The 20559-nt window shown below is 62.4% G+C and carries 19 protein-coding genes and 2 pseudogenes; 7 read left to right on the top strand and 14 right to left on the bottom strand.

The annotated features are described in order from the left end of the window. Positions 1 to 50: 50 nt before the first annotated feature. The 6 genes and pseudogenes from AB5975_20160 to AB5975_20185 form a co-directional block, all read right to left on the bottom strand. Entirely contained in the window at positions 51 to 986 is a 936-nt protein-coding gene (locus AB5975_20160; GenBank protein ID XDR18878.1) for a cyclase family protein, read from the bottom strand. A 98-nt stretch (positions 987 to 1084) separates the two neighbouring features. Then, entirely contained in the window at positions 1085 to 1627 is a 543-nt protein-coding gene (locus AB5975_20165) for a WYL domain-containing protein (protein ID XDR18879.1), read from the bottom strand. Between the two features lie 106 nt (positions 1628 to 1733). Beyond that, on the bottom strand, positions 1734 to 2720 hold the full coding sequence (locus AB5975_20170; GenBank protein XDR18880.1) for a zinc-binding dehydrogenase: 987 nt from the start codon (positions 2718 to 2720) through the stop codon (positions 1734 to 1736). Between the two features lie 157 nt (positions 2721 to 2877). Continuing rightward, a pseudogene (locus AB5975_20175) lies at positions 2878 to 3284 on the bottom strand (SRPBCC family protein). Between the two features lie 21 nt (positions 3285 to 3305). Further along, positions 3306 to 4103: an SDR family NAD(P)-dependent oxidoreductase gene (locus AB5975_20180; protein XDR18881.1), complete on the bottom strand. Its 798-nt coding sequence runs from the start codon at positions 4101 to 4103 to the stop codon at positions 3306 to 3308. An 86-nt stretch (positions 4104 to 4189) separates the two neighbouring features. Then, positions 4190 to 5101, bottom strand: coding sequence for a LysR family transcriptional regulator (locus tag AB5975_20185; protein XDR18882.1), 912 nt, complete (start codon positions 5099 to 5101; stop codon positions 4190 to 4192). A 118-nt stretch (positions 5102 to 5219) separates the two neighbouring features. Between AB5975_20185 and AB5975_20190 the strand changes: the two genes are divergently transcribed. Next, positions 5220 to 6230 (top strand): aldo/keto reductase, encoded by a 1011-nt coding sequence (locus tag AB5975_20190; GenBank protein XDR18883.1) that lies wholly within the window; start codon positions 5220 to 5222, stop codon positions 6228 to 6230. Positions 6231 to 6276: 46 nt separating this feature from the next. Here AB5975_20190 and AB5975_20195 read toward each other — a convergent pair whose 3' ends face one another. Further along, positions 6277 to 7185, bottom strand: coding sequence for a LysR family transcriptional regulator (locus AB5975_20195; GenBank protein XDR18884.1), 909 nt, complete (start codon positions 7183 to 7185; stop codon positions 6277 to 6279). A gap of 154 nt (positions 7186 to 7339) precedes the next feature. Here AB5975_20195 and AB5975_20200 point away from each other — a divergent pair, with 154 nt between their 5' ends. Genes AB5975_20200 through AB5975_20210 form a run of 3 tightly spaced genes read left to right on the top strand, consistent with a single transcriptional unit; the run spans position 7340 to position 10938 of the window. Further along, positions 7340 to 8644 carry an MFS transporter gene (locus AB5975_20200; protein ID XDR18885.1) on the top strand — a complete coding sequence of 435 codons (1305 nt, stop codon included), beginning with the start codon at positions 7340 to 7342 and terminating at the stop codon, positions 8642 to 8644. A gap of 30 nt (positions 8645 to 8674) precedes the next feature. Next, positions 8675 to 9904 carry a Zn-dependent hydrolase gene (locus AB5975_20205; protein XDR18886.1) on the top strand — a complete coding sequence of 410 codons (1230 nt, stop codon included), beginning with the start codon at positions 8675 to 8677 and terminating at the stop codon, positions 9902 to 9904. 11 nt (positions 9905 to 9915) lie between these two features. Further along, positions 9916 to 10938, top strand: a complete 1023-nt coding sequence (locus AB5975_20210; protein ID XDR18887.1) for a histone deacetylase family protein — start codon at positions 9916 to 9918, stop codon at positions 10936 to 10938. 86 nt (positions 10939 to 11024) lie between these two features. Here AB5975_20210 and AB5975_20215 read toward each other — a convergent pair whose 3' ends face one another. The 4 genes and pseudogenes from AB5975_20215 to AB5975_20230 form a co-directional block, all read right to left on the bottom strand. Continuing rightward, positions 11025 to 11291 (bottom strand): hypothetical protein, encoded by a 267-nt coding sequence (locus tag AB5975_20215; protein XDR18888.1) that lies wholly within the window; start codon positions 11289 to 11291, stop codon positions 11025 to 11027. Between the two features lie 216 nt (positions 11292 to 11507). After that, positions 11508 to 11984 (bottom strand): annotated as a pseudogene (locus AB5975_20220) (S-type pyocin domain-containing protein). Further along, positions 11939 to 12637 carry a hypothetical protein gene (locus AB5975_20225; GenBank protein XDR18889.1) on the bottom strand — a complete coding sequence of 233 codons (699 nt, stop codon included), beginning with the start codon at positions 12635 to 12637 and terminating at the stop codon, positions 11939 to 11941. The pseudogene AB5975_20220 and the gene AB5975_20225 overlap by 46 nt, the downstream one beginning before the upstream one ends. Positions 12638 to 13158: 521 nt before the next feature. Further along, on the bottom strand, positions 13159 to 14583 hold the full coding sequence (locus tag AB5975_20230; protein ID XDR18890.1) for a PLP-dependent aminotransferase family protein: 1425 nt from the start codon (positions 14581 to 14583) through the stop codon (positions 13159 to 13161). A 325-nt stretch (positions 14584 to 14908) separates the two neighbouring features. Here AB5975_20230 and AB5975_20235 point away from each other — a divergent pair, with 325 nt between their 5' ends. Then, the gene (locus tag AB5975_20235) at positions 14909 to 16321 is read left to right on the top strand and encodes an amino acid permease (GenBank protein XDR18891.1); all 1413 of its coding nucleotides are present in this window, start codon (positions 14909 to 14911) and stop codon (positions 16319 to 16321) included. Positions 16322 to 16324: 3 nt separating this feature from the next. Here AB5975_20235 and AB5975_20240 read toward each other — a convergent pair whose 3' ends face one another. The 3 genes from AB5975_20240 to aroQ form a co-directional block, all read right to left on the bottom strand. Beyond that, positions 16325 to 16504: a hypothetical protein gene (locus AB5975_20240; protein ID XDR23004.1), complete on the bottom strand. Its 180-nt coding sequence runs from the start codon at positions 16502 to 16504 to the stop codon at positions 16325 to 16327. 86 nt (positions 16505 to 16590) lie between these two features. Continuing rightward, positions 16591 to 17439 (bottom strand): shikimate dehydrogenase, encoded by an 849-nt coding sequence (locus tag AB5975_20245; protein XDR18892.1) that lies wholly within the window; start codon positions 17437 to 17439, stop codon positions 16591 to 16593. Further along, positions 17436 to 17885, bottom strand: a complete 450-nt coding sequence (aroQ, locus tag AB5975_20250; protein ID XDR18893.1) for a type II 3-dehydroquinate dehydratase — start codon at positions 17883 to 17885, stop codon at positions 17436 to 17438. Before aroQ ends, AB5975_20245 begins: the two co-directional genes overlap by 4 nt. Before the next feature lie 206 nt (positions 17886 to 18091). Here aroQ and AB5975_20255 point away from each other — a divergent pair, with 206 nt between their 5' ends. Beyond that, entirely contained in the window at positions 18092 to 19345 is a 1254-nt protein-coding gene (locus AB5975_20255; GenBank protein ID XDR18894.1) for a TolC family protein, read from the top strand. Beyond that, positions 19338 to 20552: an efflux RND transporter periplasmic adaptor subunit gene (locus tag AB5975_20260; protein XDR18895.1), complete on the top strand. Its 1215-nt coding sequence runs from the start codon at positions 19338 to 19340 to the stop codon at positions 20550 to 20552. Before AB5975_20255 ends, AB5975_20260 begins: the two co-directional genes overlap by 8 nt. Positions 20553 to 20559 lie beyond the last annotated feature (7 nt).

A 20559-nucleotide genomic window follows, 5' to 3' on the forward strand; every position in this document is an offset into this window, starting at 1 on the left:
AGCTGGGGCTGTAAAGCAGCCCCAATATTCAGATTGAATCAGCCCGGTGATCAGTGAATCGCCACCGGGTTGATATTGACTTGAGTCGAGCCCTTGTACAGCGGCTGGCCCAGCACGAACAGGAACTCGAACGCCTTGTCTTTCACCAGCGCGCGCGTGTCGATCAATTCCAGGTTGTAAATGCCACGCTTGGCCAGCATGAATTGGTTGACCGGGAACTCTTCACCGGTCGGGTTGGGGTATACCTCGGAGGCCCAGGTATCGCCACCGAAGGCGACGATGCCCTGATCCGCCAGCCATTCGGCAGCCGGTAGGTCGATGCCTGGCTCGGTGGCGAGGAACTGCTGGTTATCCTTGCCGACCAACTCCAGCCAGCCGGTGTTGAACAGCACCACATCACCCTTGCGCAGGGTAATGCCTTCTTTCTTCAGCACCGCCTTGATGTCTGCGACGGTAAACGCGGTGCCACCCGGTACGATGGCCTTGCCGAAGTAGGCCGTCATGTCCAGCACCACACCACGCGTGACCATGGGCGGTACTTTCTCCACGCCGAGCTTGGTCACGCCTTCGACGGTGACGAAATCCGCAGCCTTGTTGCCGTTGTAGTAGACGTTGTCGATGCCGATATGACCGATGCCGTTGAGCTGGGTGCCAACGCCGGTCCAGCCGTTGACCAGTTCATCGTTGAAGCTGAACTTGTTGCGGCCGAGGGTCTGGCCGGCCTGCTCGCCGGGCTGGATGTTGTACAGGTGAAAGCTGCGGTGGCGGAACGCCGGCAAGTCCTTGCTCACGGGTACGGCCAAGGGGTAGGTCTTGCCGGTCTTGACCAGGCCGACGGCCTGCTTGACCACGTCTGGGGTGAGCAGGTTGGCAGCGCCGATTTCATCCTGCTTGCCGTACGGCGAGTGCTGCCAGTCGGTGGCAAGGGTAGCCTGGGCAGTGGTCGCCAAGGCGACGGCCAGCAGCAGGGGCTTGAAGCGTTTCATCGTGTACTCCTGAAAGTGATGCGTTGTCAGGAGCGAATTCTGCGCAGGGCCGGCACCGGGAAAAAGCGCTCGGCAGGACAATGATATTTGCCTGCCGGTCAACAACCGCCATCGTGCAGCGCCAGGCTCTGGCGCAGCTGTTCCAGCATGGCCACGCGCAGCGTCTTCGGGGCCTGCACGCGGATCGAACCCGCTTGCGACAGCAGCCAGCCCATCAGTGCCCGGTTGTCGTCGACGGTGGCCACCAATGCCGCGCCGCCGCTCGCTTGCGGGGTCAGCTGCATGTCTGCGGACAGCGGGGATTCTTTCAGCAGGCGCGCCAGTGTGTCGTCCACCCAGGCGTGCAGTTCAACCTGTGCCGGGGGTGTCAGTATGTCCGGTTGCAGTGGCTGCGCATCGACCAGGCTCATGCTCGGTTGCCAGTACCAACCGTAGGGCATGCCTTTGCTGTTGCACTGCAGCGGGAACAGCGCAGCGAGCTCGACCAGGTCGCGCTCGACGGTACGTTTGCTGGTGGTATGACCCACGGTTGTCAGGGCGGCCTGCAACTGGGTAGAGCTCATGCCCGGATGGCGGCCGGGCAGCAACTTGAGCAACTGCCACTGGCGGGCAATAGTGTGGCGGGTTGGGTGGCTGGGCAAAGGGCTCGTCCTTGAGGGCAGGCACCAAGCCTGCCTGAGTAATGGCGTTTAGCTATTGCCCAGCATACCTTGTCACAGAATGGGATCCAAGTTGCGCGGATGCCCTTCAGCCGAGGCGCGTCACCCATTTGCCTGCGCCTTGGCCTTCTTTCAATTGCCGCAGTGCATCGGGCAGCGTGGCGAAGTCGAACTCACGGCGTTGAGGCGCGATCAGGCTGCCATTGGCGACAGCCTGCAACAGCTGTTCACCAGCCATGCGCAGGGCCTGGCGATCTGCCAGGCGGCCATGGGCATGCACGCTGTTCAGCGCCACTTCATGCAGCGAAATGGCTGTGCTGAAGGCGGCTGTTGGCGCGCTTTCCTGGCGGTCCTGGATGCACACCAGGTGCCCGTTGTAGCCCAGCAGGTGGGCGAGGCTGCCTGCGTGGGCGCCACTGACGGTGTCGAACAGGGCATGCAGCGGGCGCTCACCCAGGGCGACCTGCAACTGCTGTTGCCAGTCGGCGTCGTGGTAGTCGAACACGCCGCTTGTGCCCAGCGCCTTGAGCGCCGCGTGGTGGCGCTGGCTGGCTGTCGCCCATACGCGCAGGCCACGTTGTGCGGCCAACTGCGCCAGGTAGAAGCCCACCGCACCACCGGCACCAATCACCAGCACATCGCGGCTGGTGCCTGCCGGTATCTTGGCCAGGGCCTGCCAGGCGGTCAGCGCGGGGCAGGGTACGGCGGCGGCGGCGCTGTCGCTGAGTGCGCTGGGGATGTGCATCACCAGGCTGGCATCGAGCAGGCAATGCTCGGCGAAACTGCCGTCGCGAGCCAGCGACTGATGGTAAGCCACGCGGCTGCCCAAGGGCAGTTCGACGCCTGCGCCAGCGGAGACGACCACTCCGGCGCCATCCACACCCGGTACTGTGCCTTGCTGCCAGGCCGGATGGCCCCATTCGCAGATTTTCCAGTCCACCGGGTTGAGGGCTATAGCTCGGTTGGCCACCAGCACTTCGCCGGGGCCGGGTTGCGGCAGGGGTTTGCGCAGCAGCTGCAGGCCTTCGAGGCCGGCGTTCGGGGTCCAGCCCCAGGCTTGATAATCAGTTGGCATGGTGCGGGTCCTTGTGAGACGAGTATGGGCGGCAGGCTAGCGCAGATGAGGCGGGGGATACAGGCGGGGGTGGGACAAGGTGTTTTGACGGGGGGGCAAAAGCGCTTTGCCCCCACCCTCGAATCTTGCAAGGGGATGAGGTACCTGGGGGACTCGCTTAGCCCAGGGTTTTCGCCAAGGCTTGCAGGCCACCTTCGTAGATGCCTTTGAACAGTGCCTCAGCCTCGGCCTCACTGACACCGGCCGGGTGAATTCGCCGAACCACTCCACCAGGCTGCCTTGGCCGTCGGCCTTGACTCGCAGGGTCGATCGGTAGTCGGTCACCGGAAACGGGCTGCTCAGGATCGTGTAGCTGTAGCTGCGCGCGTTGTCGTCAAAAGCTGTAAGGCGCTCGACGATGCTGTTGCCGTCCGGGTCTTTCAGCGAGCGCACACGGCCGCCTTCGCTGGAGATGCTCTCGGGGATGAACGGCAGCCAGTCCGGCAGGCTGTCGAAACCGCCGATCAATGCCCAGACGTGTTCAGGGCTGTGTTGGGCTTGCAGGGAAGCGTAGGCAGTTGCCATAGGGTAATGCTCCAGTTGAGTTCAGATAGCAAGGCTGTCGACCACACCGCCGTCGACCCGCAGGGCCGCGCCGGTGGTGGCGGAGGAGTAAGGCGAGGCGAGGTACACCGCGAGGTGGGCGACTTCGTCGACATCGGCGGCGCGCTGAATGATCGAACTTGGCCGTGCGGTACGTACGAAGTTGTCGGCCTCTTCACGAATGCTGCGCCCGGACGCCTGTGCCGCATCGGCTACCAGCGCGGCCACGCCATCGGTCAGGGTCGGGCCGGGCAGTATCGCGTTCACGGTAACCCCGGTGCCGGCCAGGCGCTTGGCCAGGCCATGGGAAACGGCCAAGTTGGCGGCCTTGGTAACACCGTAGTTGATCATGTCCGCAGGGATGGCGATGCCCGATTCCGAGGAAATGAACAGGATCCGCCCCCAGCCTTTCTCGACCATCCCCGGTGCATAGTGGCGGGCCAGGCGCACGCCGCTCAACACGTTGGTATCGTAGAAGCGCGCCCACTCACTGTCGGCCACGTCGAAGAAGTCGACGTCGTCGTAGATGCCCAGGTTGTTGACCAGGATGTCGGCCCGTGGGTGGGCGGCGAACAGGGTGTCGGCACCGGTGGCGGTGCCCAGGTCGGCGACCACGCCGTGAATCTGCCCACGGCCGCCTTGTTGGCGCAGTTCGGCCAAGGCTGCATCCAGCGATTTCTGGCTGCGGCCGGCAATGACCACGTCGGCGTTGGCGCGGGCCAGGCCGCGGGCGATGGCCAGACCAATACCGCCGGTAGAGCCGCTGATGATGGCGGTGCGCCCGCCGAGGTCGATGTTCATGGAATGGCTCCTGTGGGTGAGTTGTATCGATGAGAGCCATCCTAGTAAAGCCTACTCAGACTGTAAAAGACGTAATTCGACTGAGTTCAGACCTCTATGGACTTATTCGCCTGCGCCAGCACGCGTTCACGGAAAATGCCCACGATCGGCCGCAGGTCGACCTGGTGCCAGGCGGCCCACAATTGCACGCTGGGTTGGAACCAATCCAGCTGACGCAAAACCACGGTTGGCCCGGCACTGGCCGTCAGGCTGCCCTGCACCATGGCCAGGCCCAGGCCCGCGGACACCAGGCCGAGCACGCTCAATGGGTCGGTCGCTTCAAGGGACAAGCGCGGGGTAAAACCGGCATCACCGCAGCGGGCGATGAAGTCGTCGCGCTTGTTCACCTGGTCGGGCTGGCCCCCGGTGATGATCCATTCCTGCTCGTGCAGGTCGGCCGGGGTCAGTTCCGCCTTGCTGGCCAGAGGGTGCGAGGCTGGGATGGCCAGCAGCATTGGGTCATCCAGTACTGGCTGCGCACGCAAGTCGGGGTCGTGCTTCGGCGGCGGCTCGCACACCAGGGCAATGTCCAGGCTGCGCTGGCGCAGGCCTTCGAACTGCTCGCTGGGGATCATGTTGTACAGCGCAATGTGAATGTTCGGGCGTTCGCCACGAATGGCCCGCACTGCGCCAGGCAGCACACCAGCGTGGATGGCGTGGTTGACGTAGCCGATGCACAAGCCGCCTTCCTCGCCACGGCCCAGGCGCTTGCCCAGCGACTCCAAGCGCTCGGCATGCTTGAGCAGGCCGCGCGCCTCGGCCAGGAAGGTGCGCCCGTCGTTAGTCAGGTACAGCCGCTGGTTGCGCCGTTCGAACAGGGCCAGGCCAAGGTTGTCCTCCAGCTGGGCGATCTGCCGGCTGAGGGGCGATTGGGAAATATGCAGCTGCTCGGCGGCTCGGCCGACATTCTCGCATTCGGCGACGGCCACGAAGTAGCGCAACTGACGCAAATCCTGCATGAGACCTCCAGGGACTTAACTGTGACGAATTATGACTTGGACGGTCTGGGTTTGGCCAGCCTAGGATGTGCTCACGTCGTCGGTTGATGACCTTACACACCCTTTCTGGAGACATGCCATGAGCTTGAAAGACCTGATCGCCAACCCCCTGGGCTTTGGTACCGCGCCACTGGGCAACATGTTCCGCAACGTGCCAGATACCGAAGTGCAAGCCTCGGTGGACGCGGCCTGGAACAACGGTGTGCGCTACTTCGACACTGCGCCTTTCTACGGTGCCGGGCTGTCGGAAATCCGCCTCGGCAAGGCCCTGGCCCAGCGCCCGCGCCATGAATACGTGCTGAGCAGCAAGGTTGGCCGCGTCATCCTCGACGCACTGGAAGACCCGGCTGCTCGTGAGCTGGGCGAGAAGAGCGGCCTGTTCGAGCACGGCAACCGTAACCGCATCGTCAATGACTACAGCGCCGATGCCACCCTGCGCTCGATCGAAGACACCCTCAAGCGTATGGGTACCGACTACCTGGATATCGTCTGGATTCACGACATCGCCCAGGACTTCTACGGTGACGAATGGCTGAGCCAGTTCGAAATCGCTCGTACCGGTGCCTTCCGCGTGCTGACCCGCCTGCGTGAAGAAGGCGTGATCAAGGCATGGGGCTTGGGCGTGAACCGCGTCGAGCCGATCGAGCTGACATTGGACCTCGAAGCAGCACGCCCGGACGGCTTCCTGCTGGCGGGTCGCTACAGCCTTCTGGACCACGACCGTGCGTTGCAACGGGTAATGCCAGGTGCATTGGCGCAAGGCCTCGGCATTGTCGTCGGCGGCCCGTACAACTCCGGCGTGATTGCCGGGGGAGAGCACTACGAGTACCAGAAGGCCAGCCCGCAAATCCGTGCCCGTGTCCAGCGCCTGAACGAAGTGGCGGCGCGCCATGGGGTGGACATCAAGGCTGCGGCGTTGCAGTTCTCGCTGGCGCACCCCGCGGTAGCGGCGGTGATCCCAGGGGCGACCCGGCCACAACATGCCGACCAAGACCTGGCGGCGTTCAATGCGGTGATTCCGGCCGCGTTCTGGGCCGAGCTGCGTGAGCTGGGGCTGATCGCCCAGCAGGCACCGGTACCTGAAGCCTAATCGCGAAAGGGGGAGGGCTTTGCCCTCCTATCGCCAGCGAAGCCTGTTAACCGAGACTTTGCTGCAAGGCCTCGATAAACACCTCTTCTGCCCGACTGAAGCGCTGCTCCCTGTTCCACAACAGGTGAATATCCACATCGGCAATCCCTTCCTGCGGCGGCAACTTCCACAGCAACCCCGCCTCTACATCCGGCGCCACCACATGCTCGGGCAGGCAGCCGATGCCAAAGCCGGCGATCACCAGCCGGCGTACTTCCTCCAGGCTTGGCGATGACGCCACGATGCGCCCGGCAAAGCCCTGCTGGTCGCGGAAAATGGTCAGCGGCGACAACATGCCGCCAATCTGGTCGCTGGTAAAACTGACGAAATTCTCCCGTTGCAAGTCGCCTTCGGCCTGGCCGAACAAGGCATGGTGCTTGCCGCAGAAAAACGCATAGCGCTGGCGCAGAAACAGCCGTTGCTCCAGCCGTGGCTGCGCACGCCGGTTGAGGCTAAGGCCCGCTGTGGCGGTTTTCTCCTGCAGGGCGGCGACGATGTCGGAACTGCGCATCACGTCGATTTCCAGCTCCACCCGTGGGTGCTGGCGATGGAAGTCGGCGAGGAAGTCGTCGAAGCGTTCGCTGACGATGCGGCTGATCATCAACAGACGCACCTTGCCTACCAGTTCGTCCGCCGGTTGCTCCAGCAAACCGCCGATCTGCGACATCTGCCCATACACCTCGCCAGCCAGCTGGAACAGCTGCTCGCCCATTTCCGTCAGCACGAAACGCGGCCCACGTCGGGCGATAAGCTGGCGGCCAAGCTGCTCTTCAAGGCGCTTGAGCGCCTGGCTCACGGCCGGCTGGGTGAGGTGCAGGCGGGCGGCGGCGCGGCTGATGGACAGTTCCTGGCCGATGACCCGGAAGGTGCGCAGCAGGTTCCAGTCGAGGCGGTCGTTGAGCAGACGGTCGGACATGGCGAGGCTCGATGATAAGCGTGGCTAATAGTACGAATAATAAATAGAAAATTGACTAATCATAGCCCTGAGCCGATAAATCGCAGGCCAAGCGCCACGAGAGCGCGACAATGACCCAGCAACTCCTGCCAGAACAACAAGCAAAGGAGCCCCCATGAAGCCCACCGCTTCCGCCCAGCCACGTCGTGCAGCTGCTGCCGCGTTCATCGGCACCATGATCGAATGGTACGACTTCTACATTTACGCCACCGCCGCCGCCCTGGTGTTCGGTGCCTTGTTCTTCCCCTCCGACGACAGCCTGTTCAGCACCATGGCCGCGTTCGGCACCTTCGCCGTGGGCTTTTTCGCCCGGCCGCTGGGTGGCATTGTCTTCGGCCACGTGGGCGACCGTATCGGCCGCAAGAAGTCGCTGGTCATCACCCTGCTGATGATGGGCATCGTCACCGTGTGTATCGGCCTGCTGCCGACTTACGCGCAGATCGGTGCCACCGCACCGGTGCTGTTGATCCTGCTGCGCATCGTCCAGGGCATCGCCGTGGGCGGCGAGTGGGGTGGGGCGGTGCTGATGGCCGGCGAGCATGCGCCCAAAGGCCGGCGCAACTTCTTCGCTTCGTTCGCCCAACTGGGCAGCCCGGCGGGCCTGATTCTGTCGCTGCTGGCCTTCGGCGCGGTGACCCGCCTGCCTGAAGACGAGCTGATGAGCTGGGGCTGGCGCGTGCCGTTCCTGGCCAGCGCGTTGCTGCTGCTGGTGGGCCTGGCGATTCGCCTGGGGGTGAACGAGTCGCCCGAGTTCATCGCCAGCCGCGAGCAGGCAGAGAAGGCCCGGCGCAAAGAGCAGGCGCCGGTTTTCGAAGTGCTGCGCACCGCCTGGCGCCCGCTGTTGTTGTGCATCGGTGCCAACACCTTGGGCATTGCCGGGGTCTATTTCACCAACACCTTCATGATCAGCTACACCACTCAACAATTGCACCTGGAGCGCTCGCTGATACTTGAGTGCCTGTTCTTCGTGGCGATCATCCAGTTCTGCGTGCAACCGCTGGCTGCCTGGCTGTCGGAGAAGATCGGTGCCACGCGCTTCCTGGCCCTGGTCGCGTTGCTGGCGATGGCCTCGCCGTACCCGATGTTCGTGCTGGTCAGCTCGGGCCAGGGGCCGTTGATCGTACTGGGCATCGCCCTGGCTGCAGCCTGCATGGCCTCTTTCTACGCGGTGATAGCTGGCTATGTCAGCGGTATGTTCGAAACCCGCGTGCGCTATACCGCCATTTCCTTGGCCTACCAGGTCTGCGGCGCCATCGCTGGCGGCCTTACCCCGCTGATCGGCACCTGGTTGGCTCACACCTTCAGCGGCCAGTGGTGGCCGATGGCCGTGTTCTACACCCTGATCGCCACCGTCTCGCTGGTCTGCGTGCTTGCCCTGGCGCGCCAGTATGCCCGTAGCCAGCGCCTGGAACTGGCCTGATCGAACTGTTTTACTCTGGAGTACCCGCACATGTTGAAAAGCAATGGCGAACGCCTGTGGGCGAGCCTGATGGCCATGGCCGAAATCGGCGCCACCGCCCGTGGCGGCAGCTGCCGCCTGGCGCTCAGCGACGAAGACAAGGCTGGCCGTGAACTGTTCAGCCACTGGTGCCGTGAAGCCGGCCTGACGCTGACGGTGGATGCCATCGGCAACCTGTTCGCCCGCCGCCCTGGCAGTGACCCGGATGCGGCGCCAGTGATGATTGGTAGCCACCTCGACACCCAGCCCGAAGGCGGTCGTTTCGATGGCGTCTATGGCGTGCTGGCCGGGCTTGAAGTGGTGCGTCGCCTCAACGATCTGAACATCCAGACCCGCAAGCCGCTGGAAATCGCTGTATGGACCAACGAAGAGGGCGCGCGCTTCACCCCGGCCATGTTCGGCTCGGCGGTGTTTACCGGCAGCCTTGCGCTGACCGAGGCGCTGGCTATCCGCGATGCTGATGGCATCAGCGTGGCTGACGAGCTGCAGCGCACTGGTTACGCCGGCCAGCGCCCGCTGGGTGGCCAGGTGGATGCGTATTTCGAGGCGCATATCGAGCAAGGCCCGATCCTTGAAGACAACGCCAAGGCCATCGGCGTGGTCAGCGGTGGTCAGGCTATCCGCTGGCTGGACGTCACTGTCGAAGGTATGGCGGCACACGCCGGCACCACGCCGATGCCGCTGCGCAAGGATGCCTTGTATGGCGCGGCGCGGATGATCCAGGCGGTTGAGCAACTGGCAGCGGACTTCGCGCCCGAAGGTTTGACCACTGTTGGCGAACTGTCCATTGCCAAGTCTTCACGCAATACCATTCCTGGCCTGCTGCAGTTCACGGTCGACTTGCGCCACCACCGCGACGAAGCCATCGAGGCGATGGAGCGCGACTTGACCTTGAAGCTGCAAGCCATTGCCAGCCAGCGTGGTCTGCAGGTGCGTATCGAGCGGCACTGGGTCAGCCCGGCCACCCCGTTCGACACCGACTGCGTGGCTGCTGTGCAGCAGGCCGTGGATGGCCTGGGCTATGCCCAGCAATCGATCGTCAGCGGTGCCGGCCACGATGCCATCCTGCTGGCCCGCTACTGCCCGACGGCCATGGTGTTCATCCCCTGTGTCGGCGGCCTGAGCCACAACGAAGCCGAAGACGTGTTGCCCAACGATGCCCGTCAGGGTGCCGATGTACTGCTGAACGCCGTGCTGGCCCGTGCGGGCCTTGTCGAATAAGGAGAAGCCTGATGCGTTGCTACTTCCACCCCGAACAACTGCTGCACCACCCGCGCAGCTACTACTCGCGCGGCGCCATGCGCACCCCGCAGGAAGTCCCCGAGCGCGCCCAGCGGCTGTTGCAGGCCGCCAAGGACCTGGGCTTCGACATCCGCCAGCCCGACGATGCCGGCCTTGAACCGTTCAGGGCTGTGCACGGTGAGGCCTATCTGGCCTTCCTCGAAGAGGCCCATGCACGCTGGAAGGAAGTGCCCGAGGACTGGGGCGACGAGGTCATGTCCAACATCTTCGTGCGTGAGCCCAACGCCTTGCGTGGCATTCTCGCCCAGGCCGGGCGCTACCTGGCGGATGGCAGCTGCCCTGTTGGCGAAAACACCTGGCGTTCGGCCTATTGGTCTGCGCAAAGCGCGGTGGCCGGGGCCAAGGCCATCCTCGACGGCGAACCGGCTGCCTATGCGCTGTGCAGGCCACCGGGGCACCATGCGCGCTTCGATTCGGCGGGTGGGTTCTGCTACATCAACAACGCGGCTGTAGCTGCCCAGGCCCTGCGCAGCCGTTATAGCCGCGTGGCAGTTCTCGATACCGACATGCACCATGGGCAGGGGATTCAGGAGATTTTCTACGATCGCCGTGATGTGCTGTATGTGTCGGTGCATGGCGACCCGACCAACTTCTATCCTGGCGTGGCTGGGTTCGCGGACGAGCGGGGTAGTGGTGAAGGGGAGGGGTACAACCTGAACTTGCCGATGGCGCATGGGGCCAGTGAGGCTGATTTCATGGGGCAGTTGGACGTTGCGCTAGCTGCAGTGAAGGACTTTGGTGCTGAGGCGCTGGTGCTGTCGCTCGGGTTCGATATCTATGAACTCGACCCGCAGAGCAAGGTGGCAGTGACGACTGAAGGGTTTGCTGCGTTGGGGGAGCGGATTCGTGCGTTGCGGTTGCCGTGTCTGATCGTGCAGGAAGGCGGGTATCACCTGGACAGCCTGGAGGTGAATGCGCAGGCGTTCTTTGCTGGTAAGGCGGACTGGCGTTAGGTGGTGAGCGCCGGCAGACCCATTGTCACTGCCGGCGCCTCTGATGAAACTCATCTTAGCCTGCAAGGCCCTAAGTTCAGAGCGCCTCACAATTCATATTTTTTTTGAGCCAGGAATTCTGGCTCTCGCCAATTCTGGCCCTTGATGTAGCCATTACCGCCATATTGTATTAAGCCTTCTTCAAGCATTTTGCTTACTAAGTTCATGAGTTGTAGGCAGTCACCAATATTTGCCCAGCTATTTCTATTGTACAAGTTGTCGAGCCGGGGATGAGAAATGCCATCTCGCCTCACAAGCCATAAAATGACGTCTGTAGGGCTTTCGTTAATTACTATTTCGCTGACGGTATTCATTGATTTTCTCGCGCAGGCTGCCGGTCGTCTGCCTCAATGGCTTCTGGTGTGTATAATAGCTCAAGTTCTGAAGTGAGTTGGTAGTCCTCCAGTGTTGCGGCATGTGTGTTATTCCATGCTTCGCCACGATCTTCAGGCCTAATTCTATCTGGGATTTCAAGCGCCCGGAAGCGCTCAAGTTCTCTTATTTCATGTGTGTAGAATCGCTTGTCAGTGTCAGTTGCTTCTAATTGACCTTGTGGTATTTTTTTTCAGCCTATCGATCATGATCTTGTTCGCATCGGAGGGTTCGAAACGACTTGTGTGTAGCTTGACTAGCTCAATGCCATCAGCTGTGATCTTAGTCTTCCTCCAATCCAGTCGTTCGATAGGTCCCCCAGCTTTATCCGGGTTGTAGGGTCGTCCACTGTAAGTCCCTTTGGTTGTCGCGCCGGGGTAGGGAGAGTTGAAGACAACGTACAGTGGCGGTAGGCCAGATTCTGGCGGGAAGCAGTAAATGCAGTCTTTGAAGTCCTCCGGTTCCAGCGCGGGTAGAGGGGAGGCTTCGATGTGCAGTGGATTGAGTGTCACGCCACGATAGGGGTAGGAAGGTATCTGCGTGCTAGGTTTAGTGGTCGAGGCGTCGCCGGGTATGTGCGCGGGTAACGTCAGCTTGATTGGAAACTTTTGCGAAGGTACGGAAATGTAGCTGTTCGTCGCCTTGTCGAAGTAGAGTGGGCGTAGAGGTACTCTGCTTTCGAGACTTGCTGTCTGCTGGTTTTGATGAGTGTATAGATGTCATTCTTCGAATAAATTCGATAGGTTGACGCCGCTACTCCATGGCCAAGGGCTTTCTCGTACAGCTGATCGGGTAGGTCCGGTATTAATAAATCGGCTGGGAGGCTCAGTGTTGTTTCATGGTAGAGATCACTGTTGCCGAGTTCGGAAGAATAAAGCAGAGCACCGATACCAACGTTGAATAGCCGGGCTGCAACAGCTCCGGCTGCCCTTTCCAGCATTTTTCGGCCTGATCGCAAAGTTGATTCTAGTTGGCGGTTGTGGTAATAGGTGCTGCCTATTGCGCCCAAGGTTGTTGATATTTGTATTGATGGTATTGTGCTAAAGGTTATGGTATTGCTTTCCGAGGTTTTGCTTTCGGTGAGTGCAAGTTTTGAGTTGAGAGTGGTTATTTCACGATGGATTATTTTTAGACTCTGACCTAACAGAATTTCAATCTGAGCGGCAGTGATGCTTCGCATAAGGGCGAAGAGGAAGCCCTGTATGACATAGAGCTCTTCTTCAAAGTAGGTGTGAGGGTCAATTAAGGTATAGAAGAGATAAGCTGGTGAAAATCCGGGGGCATACACATGTATGCCTGATAAGTCGTCAGTGGGTAGGCCCTTGTGGATGATTTTTTCTTGAGGTTTTAGCAGGAATTGCCGCTTGGCCTGCAGTATGCTTAGATTGTCAGAGTAACGAGCATCAATTGCTGAATAGTGGCTGTCCAGATAATGCTTCAGTCCAGGTGGGGCAGGGGACGAGTCGCTTCGATACTGTTTATGATGTTTTGTGCTTTAGCTTCGGCATCCCAGCTACCAGCACCGATACTGAAAAGTCATACCGGAATGGAGCTGGTGAACAAATTTTACTAATTTCTGAAGCTGTCATGGTCGTGCGGGAGGTCATTGCTCTCTCCTGATCACTAGGTTCGGGAGAGAGAAATACTCTAGAGGAAAACTGTGTTTGCTAAGATGGAATTGTTACATTGAGACCTCGGGTAGGGGCATGCAGCATCAAAAGTTTGTTTTAGCCATACCCCCACTTATAGGCAATCGATATGACAGGCGCCGAAAATTTCAAGGCGAACATCCCGGCAACACCGACGCCCCTACATCCCACCCCGCCGCACATGCTTGACGAAGACCTTCTCCAACAACTCCCACATCGCCGGATCGGTACTGAACGCTACATTGAACCGCATCCACCCGGTGGCCTTGGCATCGACCATGAACAACTGCCCAGGCCCGAGCATGATGCCTTTCTCCAGCGCGTCATCCAGCAACGCCGCGCTGTCCGGAATCGCTGGATGGCGGGTCCAGATATACATGCCTTCATCCGATTCGGTGAACAGTTCAAAGCCCAATCGATGTAGATGCCGGCCAACTTCCTGATGCGCCTCGGCCAGGCGCTGGCGCAGGCGTTTGAGGTGCTTGCGCCAGCGCCCGTCGATGATCGCCGCGTACACCACCCGCTCCATCACCTGCGAGGTGGTCAGGCCCGAGCGCATTTTCAGGTGCAGCAATTTCTGCATCAGTTCGGGGTTGGCCAGCATGTAGCCGACCCGCACGTTGGGTGAAATGCTCTTGGAGTAACTACCCACGTACACCACCTGTTGCAAGTGGTCGAGGCTGGCCAGGCACGGTTGCGGCTCGGTGACCATGTCGGCGTACAGGTTGTTCTCCACAAGGCGGAAACCGTGCTGGCTGGCCAGTTGCAACAGCCGGTGCAACTGCGGCAGTGGGGTGCGCGAGCAGGTCGGGCTGTGCAGGTGCGGCTGGGTGAAGAACGCGGTTGGGCGGTGGTGGGTAAGCAGCTGCTCCAGCTGGTTCAGGTCGTAGCCGGCGGGGGTGCGCGGCACGCCGACCAGGGTGGCGCCCTGGGTGCGCAGGATGCTCATCAGGTTGGGGTAACCGGGGTCGTCCACCAGCACCACGTCGCCAGGGCGCACCAGCGTGCGTGCGGCCAGGTCCAGGGCCTGGCTGGCGCCGTGGGTGAGCATCAGCTGCGCCGGGTTGGCGACGATCGACAACTCCTGTTGCAGGTTCTGCGCAGTCAGTGCCCGCAGCTCCATCAGGCCCATGGGGTCGCCGTAGCCCGACAGTTCCAGTGGGCTGCCGGCTACCTGGCGCAGGCCACGGCGCAGGCCGTCCTCGTACATCCAGTCGTTGGGCAGCCAGCCGCACCCCGGCTTGTACGGCAATTGGCGGATTTCGAAGATCTGCTGCAGGTACCACTCGGAGTTGAACGTTGGTCGACTGGTGTCGGCCTCGGCGTTGTGCTGTTCCAGCAGTTCGCCCGCCGCACGGTTGACGAAGAACCCCGCATTGCCACGGCTCACCAACAGCCCTTGGGCGACCAGCCGGTCGTAGGCCTCGACCACGGTGAAGGTGCTCACCGAATAGCTCGCGGCAAAGGCGCGGATCGACGGGACCTTGGCGCCTGGCTTGAGGGTCTGGTTGTCGATCAGCTCGCGCAGCCCGTCGATGATCTGGTTGACCAGCGGGGTTGAGGAGTCTGGATGTAATTCGAACATTCGTGGCCTTCAGGGTGCGTATCGCCTGGCGTTTGCAGGGTGTACTGCAAGGGCGACCTGTACAGTGCAGTGCGAGATTCATGCCACTGTGCATGGCTCTCTGCGTCGGACATTTTTACATTAGGTGTCGGATATCGCCACATAAAGCATGTTCAGTTCGCGCCAGGCAGTCGCCCTGGGGCGCGTCAGCAGGCCGCCATGGAGGGCCTGCGTGTGTTTGTTCACACCATCCTGCCCGCATTAGCACTGATGTACAGGTGAAATCGCCAGCCATCGGGGTTTCACAGTTTTCCTTGGATAAAAAGAAGCACGGGGTACACAACTGATGGACGCAACATCCACAACCACCACCGCGAAAAGCGGGCACGAGAGCAAGCTCAGTGCCTCGCTGAAGTCGCGCCACCTGACGATGATGTCGATCGCCGGGGTTATTGGCGGCGCCTTGTTCGTCGGTTCCGGCAGCGTGATCCACAGCGCCGGCCCAGCCGCTGTCCTGGCCTATCTGGCAGGCGGCATCCTGGTGGTGCTGATCATGCGCATGCTGGGTGAAATGGCGACTTCCTCGCCAGACACCGGCTCGTTCTCCACCTACGCCGACCGCGCCATTGGCCGTTGGGCCGGTTTCACCATCGGCTGGCTGTACTGGTGGTACTGGGTCATCCTCATGGCCTGGGAAGCCTATGTGGCGGGCAAGATCCTGCATGGCTTCTTCCCTGACGTCAGCGTCAACGTGTTCGTGCTGGCCACGACCCTGCTGCTGATCACCGTCAACTTCTTCAACGTCAAGCACTACGGTGAGTTCGAGTTCTGGTTCGCCTTGATCAAGGTGATTGCGATTGTCTGCTTCCTGATCGTGTGTACCGCTGCCGTGATGAGCGTCTGGCAGTTCGGTGAGGTGCGTGGCATCAGCCATCTCACCGCCGAAGGCTTCATGCCCAATGGCATCACCACCGTGATCGGTGCCCTGCTCGGGGTGATGTTCGCCTTCCTCGGCGCCGAAATCGTCACGATCGCGGCCTCCGAAGCCAAGGACCCTGCGGCGCAGATCGTCAAGGCGACCAACTCGGTGGTTTGGCGTGTGTGCCTGTTCTACGTCGGCTCGATCTTCCTGATCGTCTGCCTGGTACCGTGGAACGACCCGCACCTGGGCGTCTCCGGCTACGGTGCCTACCGCCGTACCCTGGAACTGCTGGGCGTGCCGTATGCCGAACTGCTGATGAACTTCGTGGTGCTGACCTCGGTGAGCAGCTGCCTGATCTCCGGCCACTACACCGCCTCGCGCATGCTGTTCTCCCTGGCCCAGCGTGGCGACGCGCCTTCGTTCTTCAAGATCACCCGCGCCGGCACCGGTGTACCGGTGTACGCGATCATGGGCTCGTGCGCCGTGGCCGTGGTGTGTGCGCTGATCAACTTCAGCGAGACCCTGCGCCCGAAAGACGTACTGGACACCCTGATGAACACCACCGGCATGATTGCCCTGCTGGTGTACCTGGTCATCGCCTTCTCGCAACTGCGCATGCGCCGCAAGCTGATTGCCGAGGGCAAGGAAGTACGCCTGAAGATGTGGCTGTTCCCGTGGCTGACCTACCTGGTGATCGCGTTCATCGTGGCCGCCCTGGTAACCATGGCCTTCATGCCTGACTACCAGATCCTGGTGATCTCTACCGGTATCGCTGCGGCGATCGTGGTGGCAATGGGTGTGGTGCACCAGATCCGCTCTGGCAGCAAGCAGCACTAAGCGTCACTCGCGTTTGGAAACGGCCGGCTCCCTTGGGGACCCGGCCGTTTCGCGTTGTTGAGCCTGGGTTTTTTCTGCAGGCATGTGGAAGCGCTGGTTCATCCACGGTGAGCCGAGCAGGGCGGCGGCGGCGATCAGGGCCAGGATGGCGAGGGCGATGGAGGTCTTCATGGACGTGCGCATAAAGGGACTGACTTCAAGCATAGGCGGTCAGTTCCGGCCTCATCGCCGCTACAGTTCAGCGTTCGCGGGCTTGCCGCTGATAACCGTCAGGTGAAGCTGGCGAAATGCGCCTGCATCCGTGCCGCATCCGCCTGTTGCCCGCTGAACAGCTCGAACGCCTTCACCGCCTGGAACACGGCCATGTTGCTGCCATCCAGGGTGCGGCAACCCAGTGCCCGGGCCGCGCGCAGCAGTTCGGTCTCCAGGGGGAAGTAGATGATTTCCGCCACCCACAGGCGTGCATGCAGCAACGCTACCGGCAGTGGGGTGCCCGGTAGCTTGGCCATGCCCACCGGGGTGGTGTTGACCAGCCCGTCCGCTTCGGCCAATGCTGTGGCCAGGTCCGTGCCGACCACGGCACGACCGGCGCCGAAATGAGCGTTCAGGTTGTCTACCAATGCCTGTGCACGGGCAGCGTCCACTTCGAACAGCACCAGCCGCTCGACCCCTTCACCCAGCAGGGCATGGGCCACGGCCGAGCCTGCACCGCCAGCGCCCATCTGCACCACCTGGCGCCGCGCGACGTCGGGCAGGCCACGGCGCAAGCCCTCGGCAAAACCCAGGCAATCGGTGTTGTGGCCGACCCGCTTGCCGTCCTTGAGCACCACGGTGTTCACCGCACCGATGCCACGGGCTTCGTCGGACAGCTCGTCGAGCAACGGCAGAATCGCCTGCTTGAATGGGTAGGTGATGTTGAGCCCGGTAAAACCGGTGTGCTGCGCGGCGTCAAGCAGGCCGGGCAGGGCGCTGTCGTCCAGTTGCAACTGGTCGGCATCGATCAGGCGGTACAGGTAACGCAAGGCCTGCGCGTCGCCTTCGTGTTCGTGCAGGGCGGGGGTGCGCGACAGCTGGATGCCGCGGCCGATCAGGCCGGCGAGGATGGCTTGTTGGCTCATGCCGTGCGCTCCTGGAACATTTCGGCGAAGTGGCTCAGGGCCATGCGGTAGCCATGGCTGCCCAGGCCGCAGATGACACCGACGGCGATGGAAGAGACGAACGACAGGTGACGGAACGGCTCGCGCTTGTGCACGTTGGACAAGTGCACTTCGATGACCGGCAGCTCGCTGGCCACCAGGGCATCGCGGATGGCGACCGATGTGTGGGTCCAGGCGCCAGGGTTGATCACGATACCGGCGCAACGGCCACGGGCGGCGTGGACCCAGTCGATCAGTTCGCCTTCGTGGTTGGTTTGGCGGAATTCGATTTCCAGGCCGTGGGCATGGGCAGTATCGGCACACCCTTGAGCCAGGTCGGCAAGGGTTTCATGGCCGTATTGGGCAGGCTCGCGGGTGCCCAGCATGTTCAGGTTGGGGCCGTTGAGCACGAGAATAAGGGGCTTCATGACGGGCATCACTTTGTTGTTGTTGGATGCGCTTAGTTTTGTACTGACTGGTTAGTTCCGTCAATTGGACAGCCACTTCGCACCGGGAAAGTGGGCGATTATCGAACTGCGTTGGTGATTACAAAATTGTAATGTTGCCGCCACCGCCCCGATAACCAACCCTTTCTACAGTCCCTCGCCAACGCTTCGCCGAGAGGACTTGATTCGTGCCCATCCCCCGCAAGATCGCCTTGCTCTGCCTGTTGCTGGCCGGTGCCACCAGCGCCCAGGCCAGCCAGAGCCTGAGCCTGCCCCAGGCGCTTGCCGCCGCCTTTGCCCAGAACCCGGAGCTGGCTGCGGCCGGCCGCGAAATCGGCATTGCCGAAGGTGAACGGCGCCAGGCCGGGTTGCTCCCCAACCCCGAGCTGGCCTGGGAAGTCGAGGACACCCGCCGTGACACCAGCACCACCACCGTCACCCTCAGCCAACCGCTGGAGCTGGGCGGCAAGCGCGGGGCACGTATCGCCGTGGCCGGTGCTGGCCAGGCCATTGCCCAGCTCGACCTGGAGCGCCAGCGCAACGGCCTGCGGGCCGATGTGGTGCAGGCCTTTCATGCAGCCTTGCGCGCGCAGACCGCGCTGGAGCTGGCGCAGCAGTCGCAGGCACTGACTGAACGCGGGCTGCGGGTTGTGCAAGGGCGGGTCACTGCGGGCCAGTCATCGCCGGTAGAGGCCACCCGTGCCCAGGTGCAGCTGGCCCAGGCCCAGGCCGAAGTGCGCCGCGCACGCACCCAGCGCAGCGTGGCCTACCAGGCGCTGGCCCGCCTGACCGGCAGCCCGCTGGCAGGTTTCGACCAGCTGCAGGCCGCCAACCTTTCGCCGGGCGTTGCGCCCAACGCCGACGCTTTGCTTGAGCAGGTCGAACAGACCGTCGAATGGCGCCTGGCCGCTGCGCAGGTCGAGCGCGGCGATGCTTCCCTGGGTTCGGAAAAGGCCCAGCGTATTCCCAACCTCACCGTCAGCCTTGGCAGCCAGTACAGCCGTGAGGACCGTGAGCGGGTGAACGTGGTTGGCCTGTCCATGCCGTTGCCGTTGTTCGACCGCAACCAGGGCAATGTACTGGCCGCTGCGCGCCGTGCCGACCAGGCGCGTGACCTGCGCAACGCCGTGGAACTGCGCCTGCGCAGTGAAACCCGCAGTGCCGTGAGCCAGTGGGCCACGGCGATGCAGGACGTGCAGGCCTATGACCGCACCATCCTGCCCGCTGCGCAGCAGGCCGTGGATACCGCCACTCGCGGTTTTGAAATGGGCAAGTTCGCCTTTCTCGATGTACTCGACGCCCAGCGCACGCTGATCGAGGCCCGCGGGCTGTACCTCGAGGCGCTGGCCTCGGCGACCGATGCGCGCGCGCAAGTCGAGCGGATCTACGGCGACCTCGATGGCCTGAGCAACACACCGAATAGCAGGAGCAACAATGACTAACCCACGCAAGCTAGCCCTTCTGGCCGCCGCCGTCGCCGCACTCGGCCTTGGCGGCCTGGCCTGGACCGGCAACCTCGGCCAGGCGTCGAAAGCCGAAGCCCGGCACGACGATCATGGCCAAGACAGCCACGGCCACGCCGCAGAGCAGGCCACTGAGGGCCATGCCGAGGAGGGGCACGCTGAAGAAGAAGGCCAGCTGCACCTGTCCATCGCCCAGATCGAAGCCGCCGGCGTGCAACTGGCTGCCGCAGGCCCCCGTGAGTTGGGCATCGCCATCAGCTTCCCAGGTGAAATCCGCTTTGACGAGGACCGTACCGCCCACGTCGTCCCCCGTGTGCCGGGCGTCGTCGAGGCGGTGCACGCCGAGCTGGGCCAGGCGGTCAAGCGCGGCCAGGTGCTGGCGGTGATCGCCAGCCAGCAGATCTCCGACCTGCGCAGCGAGCAGCAGGCCGCCCAGCGTCGTCTGGAGCTGGCGCGGCTGACCTTCCAGCGTGAACAGCAACTGTGGCAGGAGCGCATCAGCGCCGAGCAGGATTACCTGCAGGCGCGCCAGGCATTGCAGGAGGCCGAGATCGCCTTGGCCAACGCCCGGCAGAAGGTCGCCGCCGTGGGCCCGGCCGGTGCCGGTAACCGCTATGAGCTACGTGCGCCATTCGATGCGGTGGTCGTGGAAAAGCACCTGACTGCAGGCGAAGTGGTTGACGAGACCAGCAACGCTTTCACCCTGTCTGACTTGAGCCGTGTGTGGGCCACCTTCGCCGTGGCCCCGCGTGACCTTGGCAAGGTCGTGACTGGCCGCGATGTCACGGTCAGTGCGCCGGACCTGGGCGCCCAGGTCGAGGGCAAGGTCAACTACGTCGGCAGCCTGCTCGGTGAGCAGAACCGCGCCGCTACCGTGCGCGCCACCCTGGCCAACCCCAACGGGGCCTGGCGCCCAGGGCTGTTCGTCAACATTGCTGTCAGCGTCGAGCGCTTCAAGGCCGCCGTGACGGTGCCGGAAAACGCCCTGCAAACCTGGGAAGAACAGACCGTGGTGTTTGCCCGCACCGAGGAAGGCTTCGAGGCCCGCCCGGTAACGACTGGCCGCCGCGATGCTGGCCAGGTAGAGATTCTCAGCGGCCTGGCCGCCGGTACTCAGGTAGCGGCCGCCGGCAGCTTTGTCCTCAAGTCGGAGCTGGGCAAAGGCTCGGCCGAGCACAGCCATTGATCACGGG

Source organism: Pseudomonas putida, from assembly GCA_041071465.1.
Classification (GTDB): Bacteria; Pseudomonadota; Gammaproteobacteria; order Pseudomonadales; family Pseudomonadaceae; genus Aquipseudomonas; species Aquipseudomonas putida_P.